The 12,071-nt window shown below is 67.8% G+C and carries 9 protein-coding genes and 1 pseudogene; 6 read left to right on the forward strand and 4 right to left on the reverse strand.

Features of this window, described 5'->3' with window-relative positions:
* Both SY1_RS12670 and SY1_RS09175 read left to right on the forward strand, forming a co-directional pair.
* Positions 1 to 265 (forward strand): annotated as a pseudogene (locus SY1_RS12670) (hypothetical protein); the annotation flags it as partial.
* A complete protein-coding gene (locus SY1_RS09175; protein ID WP_341523911.1) occupies positions 199 to 741 on the forward strand; it encodes an FAD-dependent oxidoreductase in 543 nt (180 codons plus the stop codon). The pseudogene SY1_RS12670 and the gene SY1_RS09175, both read left to right, overlap by 67 nt.
* A gap of 110 nt (positions 742 to 851) precedes the next feature.
* Here SY1_RS09175 and SY1_RS09180 read toward each other — a convergent pair whose 3' ends face one another.
* Genes SY1_RS09180 through SY1_RS09190 form a run of 3 tightly spaced genes read right to left on the reverse strand, consistent with a single transcriptional unit; the run spans position 852 to position 5,673 of the window.
* Positions 852 to 3,206 carry an endonuclease MutS2 gene (locus tag SY1_RS09180; RefSeq protein WP_015556845.1) on the reverse strand — a complete coding sequence of 785 codons (2,355 nt, stop codon included), beginning with the start codon at positions 3,204 to 3,206 and terminating at the stop codon, positions 852 to 854.
* Complete coding sequence (locus tag SY1_RS09185) at positions 3,206 to 3,835, reverse strand: CvpA family protein (RefSeq protein WP_208873552.1); 630 nt, start codon at positions 3,833 to 3,835, stop codon at positions 3,206 to 3,208. The genes SY1_RS09180 and SY1_RS09185 overlap by 1 nt, the downstream gene beginning before the upstream one ends.
* A 50-nt stretch (positions 3,836 to 3,885) precedes the next feature.
* Positions 3,886 to 5,673, reverse strand: a complete 1,788-nt coding sequence (locus SY1_RS09190) for a GGDEF domain-containing protein (RefSeq protein ID WP_208873554.1) — start codon at positions 5,671 to 5,673, stop codon at positions 3,886 to 3,888.
* A gap of 667 nt (positions 5,674 to 6,340) precedes the next feature.
* On the opposite strand from SY1_RS09190, the gene SY1_RS09195 reads away from it, so the two are divergent.
* The 4 genes from SY1_RS09195 to yjfF all read left to right on the forward strand — a co-directional run bounded on the left by SY1_RS09195 (position 6,341) and on the right by yjfF (position 10,970).
* Positions 6,341 to 7,279, forward strand: coding sequence for an ABC transporter substrate-binding protein (locus SY1_RS09195; RefSeq protein ID WP_208873556.1), 939 nt, complete (start codon positions 6,341 to 6,343; stop codon positions 7,277 to 7,279).
* A gap of 104 nt (positions 7,280 to 7,383) precedes the next feature.
* Positions 7,384 to 8,892, forward strand: a complete 1,509-nt coding sequence (locus tag SY1_RS09200; RefSeq protein ID WP_208873557.1) for a sugar ABC transporter ATP-binding protein — start codon at positions 7,384 to 7,386, stop codon at positions 8,890 to 8,892.
* 60 nt (positions 8,893 to 8,952) lie between these two features.
* On the forward strand, positions 8,953 to 9,948 hold the full coding sequence (locus SY1_RS09205; RefSeq protein WP_208873559.1) for an ABC transporter permease: 996 nt from the start codon (positions 8,953 to 8,955) through the stop codon (positions 9,946 to 9,948).
* Positions 9,945 to 10,970: a galactofuranose ABC transporter, permease protein YjfF gene (gene yjfF, locus SY1_RS09210; protein ID WP_208873561.1), complete on the forward strand. Its 1,026-nt coding sequence runs from the start codon at positions 9,945 to 9,947 to the stop codon at positions 10,968 to 10,970. Before SY1_RS09205 ends, yjfF begins: the two co-directional genes overlap by 4 nt.
* Positions 10,971 to 10,992: 22 nt before the next feature.
* On the opposite strand, the gene SY1_RS09215 is transcribed toward yjfF, so the two are convergent.
* Positions 10,993 to 12,066 (reverse strand): branched-chain amino acid aminotransferase, encoded by a 1,074-nt coding sequence (locus SY1_RS09215; protein WP_015556846.1) that lies wholly within the window; start codon positions 12,064 to 12,066, stop codon positions 10,993 to 10,995.
* Between the last annotated feature and the right edge of the window lie 5 nt (positions 12,067 to 12,071).

A 12,071-nucleotide genomic window follows, 5' to 3' on the forward strand; every position in this document is an offset into this window, starting at 1 on the left:
GTACCTGGCCTTCCACGACGCGCTGGTCCACGCGGAGCGCGCGCTGCCCCACGACTTCGAGCGGGGGATGTACTTCGAGGGCTGCATCCCCGTCGAGGCGCTGGCGGAGCGGGGCACGGACACCCTGCGCTTCGGCCCCCTCGTCCGGTGGGCTGGGAGGACCCCCGCCCGGGGCGCGGCGGCCGGGCCTGGGCCGTCGTGCAGCTGCGGCAGGACGACGCCGCGGGGACGCTCTTCAACCTCGTGGGGTTCCAGACCGGGCTGAAGTGGGGGGAGCAGCGGCGCGTGTTCTCCATGATCCCCGGCCTCGAGCGCGCCGAGTTCGTGCGCTTTGGGGTGATGCACCGCAACACCTCCGTCTGCGCGCCCGCCGTGCTGGACCCGTGGCTGCGCCCCGCGCCCACGGGACGCCGTGACCTGTTCCTGGCGGGACAGATCACGGGGGTGGAGGGCTACATGGAGAGCACGGCCATGGGGCTCGCGGCCGGCCTCCACGCCGCCTGCCTGGCGACGGGGCGTCCCCTGCCCAGCTGGCCCGACGAGACGGTCGTCGGGTCCCTGATGCGCTACCTCCGAACCGCGGACCCGGAGCGCTTCCAGCCCATGAACGCCAACCTGGGCATCCTCCCGCCGCTGGAGGGCCGGATACGGGACAAAAAGCTTCGCGCCGCGGCCTGTCGCGACCGCGCCCTGGCCGCCGCCGAGGGCTTCTGGAGGGCCCAGGGCGTCCCCGCGCCTTGACGGCGGAGAGGCCCTGGGACCGGACTTTCAAGGCCTGACCCCGGACGGGGGGACGACGAAGGGCGCGGCGGTCCAAACCGGACCGCCGCGCCCTTTTCTGCGCCCTATCCCTAGCGGAACGACACGACGGTGACGCCGAAGCCGCCCTCCCCTTCGCCTCCGAGGCGAAAGTCTTTGACGTACTTCAGCCGGGAGCAGAGCGCGTGGACCTCCCGGCGCAGGATGCCCTCACCCCGCCCGTGGATGACCGTGACGCTCGTGTGGTTGGCGCGGTAGGCGCGGTCCAGGTAGCCTTCCACCAAGGGCATGGCCGTCCCCACGTCCATGCCCCGCACCATGATGGAGCTGGGGACCGTCTCCGCCCGGGACATGGCCTCGGCGTTGGGAGGCGGCACGGCGACCCTGGCCTTCTTCTCCGTCGGGGCCAGCTGCTCCAGGGGGACCTCCACGCGCATGGGACCCGCCATCAGCGCTGCGCGGCCGTTCTTCACGGACTCCACCACGCCCACGATGCCGCTGCCCGCCACCTGGACCGTGACGCCCGGCTCCACGGAAAAGGACGCGGGACGGCTCGCGATCTCCCGCTCCACGCGCCTGTCGCGGCGCCGGTCGATGCCGCTCCGTATCCTCCGTATCTCCTGCCGGCGCCCCTCCAGCCCCTGACTTGCCCTCATCTTCACCGTCTCCTCCAGGTCGCGGATCATGCCTTTCGACGCCGCCTCCGCTCGGCTAAGCAGCTGCTCCGCCCGGCGGTCCGCCGCCTCCATGATGCTGTCCCGCTGGCCGTCGATCTCCCGCACCCGGTCCTGATAGGCCTGCCGCAGGCGCTCCGTCTCCCGAACGGTCTCCTGGAAGCTCCGCTCCGCCTGGTCCAGCGCCGCCCGCCGCTCCACCAGCTCCCCCATCAACTCCTCCGCCGAGACCCCGCGGGCTGCCAGCTCTCCCTGAGCCCGATTCAGGACCTCCTCCGGCATCCCGTAGCGACGGGCGATGGCCAGGGCGTTGCTCTTGCCGGGAACGCCCATGAGGAGCCGGTAGGTCGGGGCCAGGCGCTCCGCGTCGAACTCCATGCTGGCCGTCTCCACTCCGGGCGTCGTCAGGGCATACTGCTTGATGGGGTTGTGGTGCGTGGTAGCCAGGGTCGTGCAGCCGCGGCCCCGCAGGGTCTCCAGGATGGCCGTCCCCAGGGCCGCCCCCTCCTGGGGGTCCGTCCCCGCCCCCAGCTCGTCCAGCAGCACGACGGACTGGCGCGTGGCGTCCCGCAGGATGCCCACGATCTTCCTCAGGTGGGCGCTGAAGGTGGAGAGGTTCTGCTCGATGCTCTGCTCGTCGCCGATGTCGGCGAAGACGGCGTCGAAGCTGCCGATCCGGGTGCCGTCCCGGGCGGGTACCGGCAGACCGCACCAGGCCATCAGCAGGAGCACCCCCACGGTCTTGAGGACCACCGTCTTGCCTCCCGTGTTGGGCCCGGTCACCACCAGGGTGGAGAACCCCTCGTCCTCCCCGCAGGACACGTCCACGGGCACGGCCGCGTCCTTCAGCATGGGGTGCCGCGCCCCCACCAGGCGAAGGCCGCGCTTCCGGCTCAGCGCCGGGACGATCCAGCCCCTACCGCGCACCAGCCCGTCGCAGGCCGTCATCAGGTCCAGCTCCCCCAGCACGCGCTCCGCCGCGTCCAGGGCCCCTGCGCGGGCCAGGACCTTCCGCGTCAGGTCCAGCAGGATCAGCTGTTCCTCGTCGCGCTCCTCGTGGGTCCGCATCAGGAGGCCGTTGTTGATGGAGGAGAGCATCCGGGGCTCCATGTAGACGGAGTTTCCGGAGCTGGAGCGCTCCACGGCAAGCCCGGGGAAGCGGTTGACGTACTCCTGCCGCACCAGGAGCAGGAAGCGCCCGTCCCGCCAGGCCAACGTCCGCTCCTGGAGCATGTTCAGGACGTTGGGGTCGTTCAGCAGCCGCTCCGCCGTGCGCCGCCCGGACCGCTTCAGGGATTCGAGCGCCTCCCGGATCTGAGCCAGCTTCGGGCTGGCCCGGTCCGCCAGGCGCCCCGTGTCCTCCACCACGGAGAGGGCCTCGATCTCCGGGGCGAAGTCCCTCAGCCTTCGGCGCAGCGCCTCGAGGGCGGGGTTCGGGGCGTCCGCCAGGCCGTCCCGCACGCGCTTCGCCGCGCCCATCAGAGCGCGCACCATCAGGAGCTCGCCGCCCGACAGGATGCCGCTGCGCCTGGCCCCTTCGAAGAGGGGGGTGACGGCGGGCAGGTCCGCACTCCACTGGGGGGCCCCCTGGGCGTCCAGCAGGTCCTGCCACTCCTTCAGCAGGTCCGCGCGGCGGCTGAGGTGGGCGAAGTCCTCCGCCGGGGCCAGCCGATCGAGGGCGAGGGCCCCCAGCTCTCCCCCCAGCCGTTCCCTCAGGGGCGACAGGGCCTTGCGGAACTCCAGGAGCTCCAGGACGGAGGGGTCCGCGCGCATCAGTGGCTCACATCCGGCGAGGCGGGAACGGCCAGCACGTCCTCCGACCGAACCACCCCCTCGCCCTGCGAGGCCGGGGGCAGCGCCAGGGCGGAGACCCCGGCGGAGAGGGCCCCGGACCGCAGATTCTCGAGGTCCAGCAGTCCCTGCCCCTCGAGGAAGCGCACCGCAGGCGGCCAGGCTGCGGCCGCTATGCGCATGGCGCGGCTCTCCGCCATCCAGCCGGTGGGGACGACGGCGGAGAACATCGTCAGCAGGCCGTAGACGAAGAGGAGGACGCAGAAGGTCTTGACCGCGCCCATGGCGAGCCCCAGCACGTGGTCCGGCAGCGACAGGTTGGCCGCCGCGATCAGCATGGAGAAGAGCTCCGCCAGGGCGGCGAAGAGGATGGAGATCGCGAAGAAGATGGCGACGGCGCAGCCCAGCCCCGTCAGCCGAAGGTCCCAGGAGGGGAAGTGCCTCAGCACAAACTCCGCGGCGGGGCCCGACAGGGTCCAGGCGGCCACCGCGCTGACGACGGACCCAACGAGGCTCAGGACTTCGCCCAGGAAGCCGCGCAGCGCCCCGCGCACCAAGAAGAAGGCCAGGAGGCACGCAGCCAGCACGTCGACGATCAAAGCAAGACTCATGAAAATTTCTCCTTAAATTTCTGTGGTTTTGTATACCCGATCGGGGGCCGTCAGGCCTTTCCCGGCGCGCTGGCGTGCTCCACCCGATTGCGCCCGTTCCTCTTGGCGGTATAGAGCGCGTTGTCCGCACGCTCCACCAGGGTCTCCGGCGTGTCCTCCCGGTTCAGCTCGGCCACCCCCAGGGAGATCGTCACCTGCTTCCCCTCCCCAAGGCTGCGGGATCGGAACTCGCAGGTACTGCGGATGCGCTCGGCGATGGCGACGGCGGTCATCATGGACGCGCCGTCCAGGACGGCGCAGAACTCTTCCCCGCCGTAGCGCGCGGCAATGTCGTACTCCCGGAGGGAGCCCTTCAGTATCTCCGCTATCAGGATCAGCGCGCCGTCCCCCTCCTGATGGCCCCAGGTGTCGTTGAAGGCCTTGAAGTGGTCGATGTCCATCATGATGAAGGACAGGGGGCGGTTCATGGAACGGGCGTTCGCGATGCGCTCGGCCAGCGAGTACTTCAGGAAGGCGTGGTTGTACAGGCCCGTCATGGCGTCCCTCTGGCTGAGCTCCCGATAGTAGCTGCTCTGGGCCTGAAGCCGGGTGTAGTCGTGGAAGCGCGTCCGCGTCTCGTAGAGCGGGATGCAGGTGACGCCCAGCAGCAGGATCAGGAAGAGGACCATGCTGACCATGCCCATGAAGAAGGCCCCGCCCAGGGACAGGAAGGTGTAGCAGAAGAGGCCCATGAAGGACAGGATGAAGGCGAGGTTGACGGTGATGAAGGTCAGCAGGTAGAAGTCCCGCCGCCCCATGCGGTACATGTGGAACGCCAGGTTCAGGAAGCCCGCGACGTTGACCAGGAAGGCCAGGAGGATCGCCGTCAGGAGCAGGTCCGGCCGGTCCGTCTGGCTCAGCAGCGTCACGAAGAGGCCCAGCAGGACCTGCGCTCCCGTCATAGGGCTGCCTCCCCGGTCGCGCCCTCCGAGGGAGTAGAACACCGCGTGGTTGAGCATGGACCAGACGACGTTCAGGACGCCGTAGAAAAGCCAGGTGAGGAAGTAGGTCAGGCTCATCGGCAGGTCGAAGTAGAGGCCGGGGTAGCGGTTGAAGAACAGGATGAAGAAGAAGAACGCGACCTGCCCGACGATGGCGCTGCGGTAGAACGGGCTGCCCGTGGAGAGGTAGAACAGGAGGTAGGCCAGGATGAAGCCCAAAAGAGAGCAGATGAAGAGGGTGTGGAACGAGAAGGCCTCCATCTGCCGCGCCATGAACTGGTCCTGGTCCAGGATGTGCAGGTAGGCGTTCAGCGGCAGGGTGTTCCGGATGCGCAGGTAGACGTAGCGGCCCGGCCGTGCGTCAAAGAAACAGGGCATGAGGAAGACCGGGTGCGTGCTGCGGACAGCGCCGATCCCCTCAAGGGGCCTGCCGCTCCAGGAGGCCCAGAGCATGAGGCGGTCCGACGCCACCGGGTCCGGAACGAAACACTCCACCCGCGTGACCTGGACGGTGGACAGCATGGCCACCTGGCTGCGGCGCAGAAACGGCCCTCCGCCGTTCTGGACGAACTGCGCGACGGGGATCCGAAACCACCGCTCGCCGTTGAACGACGCCATCCGCATCATGCCGTCCTGCATGGGGACGAAAGCCTTCGACATCAGGGCCGCGACCCGGCGCGCCCTCCCCTCCGCCATCTCCCCGTCAAGCGACGGCAGCTCGGCGGACGCGGGCAGCTCCTCGATCGCCGCAAGGCGATACTGCCCCCAGTCCTCGCCCGCCTGGTACGCCATGCGCATCACGAACAAAAGGAAGACGACGATCAGAAGGAACCCAAACCACCATCGCAGCCTCTTCAACTTATCCCTGTCCTTTCCGCAGGCCGTTATCTGCATCAATAAAAAAGGCACACCAGGCAAAACGGGCGGACCATGCAGGACAGCCGCAGGGGACCTCCGCCGCAGATGGACCGTGACTAATAATGATACTTCCCACCCACAGAAATTTAAAGGGCCCGCCGATGGGCCAGGGGCCGGGAAAAAAGGCACCCGAAAGGCCATGAATAATGTATTTACACTATTTAAGCTCATCTGAGGGGTGAAAAAATAAGGCCGTTCAACCCATAAAACAATATCCCTTACTCCCGCCGCTTCAGGGCCCTGGGACACCCAACCGATGCGCCCATCGGGCAACGTGCGCAGGTCCTGTGCCCCGTGCTTCAAGGACGCTCCCCTTTCCATCCGCTCCCCTTCCCCTCGCACGGCGGCCGGACGCGGGAGCGAATGCCGGCGTTTGCCCGAAGCACGGCACCCGTGCAAACCCCTCACGAAAATGCTAGAATGATACTCATCCGCCCCAACAAAGCCCGGCGGAGGCTCCATCGGGCAGGCGAACAAACTGTGGGCGGTCGTTCAAAAAAGCGCTGGGCAGTCGTTCAAAGGCGCCGGGCGCTGGACGTCCGCCCCGGAGGCATATGGGGCGGGAAGGGTAAGTTCAATCGTTTTTTTAATCAGGAGGCGTTTTGCAGTGAAGAAATTTGCATTGGCGTGTCTTTGTGCTCTGCTCTTTGGAAGCTGTGCCTTTGGCGACGACAAGCCCCTGGTCGTGGGCTTCGCCCAGATCGGGGCGGAGAGCGGCTGGCGCACGGCGGAGACCGACTCCGTGCTCTCCGCAGCCAGGGAGATGGGGATCGACCTCAAGTTCAGCGACGCCCAGCAGAAGCAGGAAAACCAGATCAAGGCCATCCGTTCCTTCATCGCTCAGGGCGTGGACGGAATCCTTCTCGCGCCCGTCGTCGAGACCGGCTGGGAGCCCGTCCTGGGCGAGGCGAAGAAGGCCGGCATCCCCGTGATCCTCCTGGATCGCGGCATCGTCACGGACGACGACTCCCTTTACGTCTGCAAGATCACGTCGGACTTCGTCTTCGAGGGACGGGAGGCCGCCAAGTGGGTCGCCAAAGAATTGAACGGAAAGGGCAACGTGGTCCAGCTTCAGGGGACCCCCGGCGCCTCCGCCGCCCTGGAGCGGCAGAAGGGGTTCGAGGAGGAGCTCGCCCAGCACCCCGACATCAAGATCCTGGAGTCCCAGACCGGCGACTTCACGATGGAGCTCGGCAAGCAGGTCATGGAGGCGTTCCTGAAGAAGCACGGGAAGGATATCCAGGTGGTCTACGCCCACAACGACGACATGGGGCTGGGGGCCGTTCAGGCCATACGCGAGGCGGGATTCAAGCCCGGAACGGACATCAAGGTCATCACGATCGACGCGACCAGACACGCCTTTCAGGCGATGGTCGACGGGGACATCAACGCGGTCGTGGAGTGCAACCCGCTGCTTGGCCCCCTGGCCTTCGAAACCCTGAAGAAGGCCATCGCCGGCATGACGCTGGAGAAGTGGATCGTCCAGAAGGACGAGCTGTTCGAGATGGCCCAGGCCGCGGAGCTGATCGGGCTTCGCAAGTACTAGGGGAACACTTGAGACAGCGCTTCCCCGGCCCGGAGGGCTTCCGGAGCCTCCGCCCTTCCGGGGACGTGTCGGAGAGGGGTATTTTTTGGGGCAGGTGATATGAAGTGGTATCAGAAGGAGCCGTCCTGCTGGAGGCATCGAACGTCTGTCTCTCCTTTCCTGGAGTGAAGGCCCTCGACCACGTTGACTTCACGCTCCGGCGCGGGGAGGTCCACGCCCTCATGGGGCAGAACGGGGCTGGAAAATCGACCCTGATCAAGGTCCTCTCCGGCGTCTCTCGTCGCGATGAGGGGTCCCTGCGCTTCAAGGGTCGGGAGGTCGCCTTCGGGACGCCCCTCGACGCGCAGAGGGCCGGCATCGCGACGGTGCATCAGGAGGTCAACCTGATCCCCACGCTCTCCGTGGCCGAGAACCTCTTTCTCGGCGCGTTCCCCAGGCGGGGGCTCCACCGGATCGACTGGGCCAGGATGTTTCGGGAGTCGGAGGAGCTCCTGGCCCGGCTGAACCTTCGGATCGACGTGAGCGAACGACTGGAGAGCTACTCCATAGCGGTCTGGCAGCTCGTGGCCATCGCGCGCGCCCTTCGGATGTCCTCGGACGTCCTGATCCTCGACGAGCCGACGTCGAGCCTCGACGCGGAGGAGACGGCCCTCCTCTTTGACGTGATGCGGGACCTGAAGCGAAAGGGGCTGGGCATCCTCTTCGTCACCCACTTCCTGGAGCAGATGTACGAGGTCGCCGACCGCGTCACGGTGCTGCGCAACGGGTGTCGGGTCGGGGAGTACGAGGTCGCCGACCTGCCCCGCATCGACCTGGTCACGGCCATGGTGGGGCGGCAGGTGGAGGAGGGGACCGGGGCGCGCCGGACCGAAAAGGGCCGGGGAGGGGCCACTCCCTTCCTCGACGTTCGGGGAGCGGGCCGCAGCGGGGCGATCGAGCCGCTGGACCTCTCCATCGGCCGGGGGGAGGTCGTCGGCCTCGCCGGCCTCCTGGGGTCGGGCAGGAGCGAGGCGGCGCGGATGATCTTCGGGGCCGACCCGGCGGACCGCGGAGAGTTCCTCGTGGAGGGACGGCGGGAGAGGATCGCCTCCCCCGCCGACGCGATCGCCCTGGGGTTCGGCTTCTGTCCGGAGGACCGGAAGGCGGACGGGATCGTCGGCAAGCTCTCGGTCCGGGAGAACATCATCCTGGTGCTGCAGACGAGCCGCGGCTGGATCAGGCTCCTGAGGCGCGCCGAGCAGGAGCGGATCGCGGACCGATTCATCCAGGCGCTGCAGATCAAGACCCCCGGCGCCGAACAGGCGGTCGAGAAGCTCTCCGGAGGGAACCAGCAGAAGGTCGTCATCGCCCGCTGGCTGGCCTCGAACCTGAGGCTCCTGATCCTCGACGAGCCGACCCGCGGCATCGACGTCGCGGCGAAGTTCGAGATCCAGAAGCTGATCCTGTCCCTGGCGGACGACGGCCTGGCCGTGCTCTTCATCTCCTCGGAGCTGGACGAGACGGTCCGCTGCTGCGAGCGCGTCGCCGTCCTTCGGGACCGGCGCAAGGTGGAGGAGCTGTCGAACGCCGACGTCAACCGGGAGAGGATCCTGCAGGCCATCGCCAACGCCTGAGGAAGCGCCCTGCCTTGCAGGCAGGCCATTGATTGATTGAAGCTTGAAGGGAGAGTCGTCGTGCTGAAGCCATTGGGGAACCGAACGTCGCGGCCCTACCTCTGGGCCCTGTCGTTCTGGCTCCTGCTCCTGATCTTCAACCTGTTCTTCACGGAGAACTTCTGGACCATCGAGGTCCGGGACGGGCACCTCTACGGCAGCCTCCTGGACGTCCTACGTCGAGCGGCGCCCACGGTCCTGCTCTCCATGGGGATGACCCTGGTCGTCGCCACGGGAGGCATCGACCTCTCCGTGGGGGCCGTCATCGCCATCGCGGGGTCGGCGGCCGCCCTTTTGGCCCGCGCCCACTGCCCCCTGCTCCTGGTCGTCGCCGCTCCGCTGGCCCTTGCGGCCGTCGCTGGGCTCTGGAACGGGCTCCTCGTGACGCGCCTCGGCATCCAGCCCTTCGTGGCGACGCTGATCCTCATGGTGTCGGGGCGCGGCATCGCCCAGCTGCTCTGCGGGGGGCAGATCGTCCGCTTCTCGTACCCCGCCTTCGAGTTCCTCTCGTCGGGGTTCCTCCTGGGCCTCCCGTTCTCCCTCTACGTGACCGCGCTCCTCTGCATCGGGTCGGGCCTCGCAGCGCGCAGGACGGCCCTCGGGCTCTTCGTCGAGGCGATCGGGGTCAACCCCTCCGCCAGCCGCTACGCGGGCGTCAACGCCTCGGCGGTCAAGGTTCTCGTCTACGTCCTCTCGGCCCTCTGCGCGGGCGTCGCCGGCCTGCTCCTGACGACGGAGATCCGGGCGGCGGACGCCAACAACGTCGGCCTGAACCTGGAGCTGGACGCGATCCTGGCCACGGTCATCGGGGGGACGCCGATGACCGGCGGACGATTCTGCCTCCTGGGCTCCATCATCGGAGCGCTCATCATCCAGACCCTGACCACGACGATCCTCGCCCAGGGCGTGCTCCGGCCGGCGACGCTGGTGGTCAAAGCGCTGGTCGTCATCCTGATCAGCCTCATGCAGTCACCTTCGGTGCGCGCCGGCATGGCGCGGATGAGGGCCGCGCTGTGAGGCCCCTTTGCGGACGGAGGCCGGGACGGCTGAGGGTCCGCCACATCCCGCTGCTGGCCACCCTGTCGGTCTTCCTGCTACTCTTTACGGCGGCCTCCCTGCGGTTTCCCGGCTTCTTCTCCCTGAGGGTGTTCGTGAACCTCCTCATCGACAACGCCTTCCTGGGCGTCATCGCGGTGGGCATGACGTTCGTCATCCTGTCGGGCGGCATCGACCTCTCCGTGGGGTCCGTCGTGGCCTGCACCGGGGTCCTGATGGCCAGGCTCGTGTCCGTCCACGGGCTGAACCCCTTCCTCGTGATGGGGCTCGTCCTCGTCCTCGGCACGGCCTTCGGGGCCCTGATGGGCGTCCTGATCGCCTGCTGCGACCTCCCGCCCTTCATCGTGACCCTGGGCGGCATGTTCTTCCTGCGCGGCGCCGCCCAGATGATCAGCCTGGAGTCCATCCCGCTGAAGTCCCCGCCCCTGGCGGCGATGGCCTCCTTCGGCATCCCCCTGACGGAGCGGGTTGACCTGCCCTTCGTGGCGCTCGTCTTCCTGGGGGTCGCCGCGGCCGCCACCTGGGTCGCCCAATCGACGGCCTTCGGCAGGAACGTCTACGCGATAGGGGGCGGCGAGACCTCGGCCGCCATGATGGGGCTACCCGTCCGCTCCTGCAAGGTTCAGGTGTACGCCCTGTCCGGCTTCTTCGCCTCGCTGGGAGGAATCCTGTACAGCCTCTACACGTTTTCGGGCTACGCCCTGGCCGGCATCGGGCTCGAGCTGGACGCCATCGCCTCGGTCGTGATCGGGGGCACGCTCCTGTCGGGCGGGGTCGGCTATCTCCCCGGCACCATCGTCGGGGTCCTGATCCAAGGGGTGATCCAGTCGTTCATCAGCTTCGAGGGAACCCTCAATTCCTGGTGGACGAAGATCGTGGTGGGGGCGCTCCTCTTCCTGTTCATCCTCCTCCAGACCTGGGTGGTGCGGTCGGCGCGCTTCGCCGTCCCCGCCACGAAGAGCCCTCCGGAGGCCGCCAGGTAGAGCGACCTCCGGAGGATCGGCCTCAACTTTTGGGGATCGGGACCGTCCAGCCGAAGGGGTCGGGCCGGCTGCCCCACTGGAGGCCCGTCAGCTCGTCGTAGAGCCTTCGGGAGGTGGGGCCGATCTCCGTGCCGTTGACGACGTAGCTCTTCCCCCCGTAGGACAGCTCTCCGATGGGGGAGATCACGGCCGCGGTGCCCGTGCCCCAGGCCTCCTCCAGCGTCCCGTCCTCCGCGGCCCGCGTCAGCTCGTCGACGCCGACCTTCCGCTCCTCCACCGCCATGCCCCAGCTCCGCATCATCTCGATGCAGGACTTTCGCGTGATACCCGGAAGGATGGACCCGTCGGCCAGGGAGGGGGTGACGACCCGTTCCCCGATCTTGAACATGACGTTCATCGCGCCGACCTCCTCCACGTACCTGCGCTCCACGCCGTCGAGCCACAACACCTGAGCGTAGCCCTTCTCCATGGCCCGATCCCCCGCCCGGTTGCTCGCCGCGTAGTTCCCTCCGCACTTCGTGTAGCCCGTGCCGCCCCGCACCGCCCGGACGTCCTCCGTCTCGATCATGATTCGGACGGGCTTCAGGCCGTCGGGGAAGTAGCTGCCCACCGGCGACAGGATGATGGCGAACGTCGCCCGGTGAATGCCGTGCAGCGCCAGCGCGGGGTCCGTCGCGAAGACGAAGGGGCGGATGTAGAGCGACGTGCCGGGGTCCGACGGCACCCAGGACTGATCCGTCCTGACGATCTCCCTGATGGCCTCCACCGTGTCCTCCGGGTTCAGCCGAGGCAGGCCGATGCGCTCGCAGGAGAGGTTGAGGCGCAAGGCGTTCTCCATGGGCCGAAACAGCTGCACGACGCCGTCAGCGCGGCGGTAGGCCTTCAGCCCTTCAAAGACCTCCGCGCCGTAGTGGAGGACGCTGGCCGCGGGCGACAGGACGATGGGGCCGAAGGGGACGATGCGCGGCCCGTGCCACCCCTCCGCGTCGCCGTAGTCCATCAAAAACATGTGGTCCGTAAAGACGGTCCCCCAGCCCAGCTCCTTCGTCGGGGGCAGCTTCCCCGGACGCTCGTTCCTCGTAAACGCAATCCTCATCGTCA

The organism is Fretibacterium fastidiosum (assembly GCF_000210715.1).
GTDB classification, from domain to species: domain Bacteria; phylum Synergistota; class Synergistia; order Synergistales; family Aminobacteriaceae; genus Fretibacterium; species Fretibacterium fastidiosum.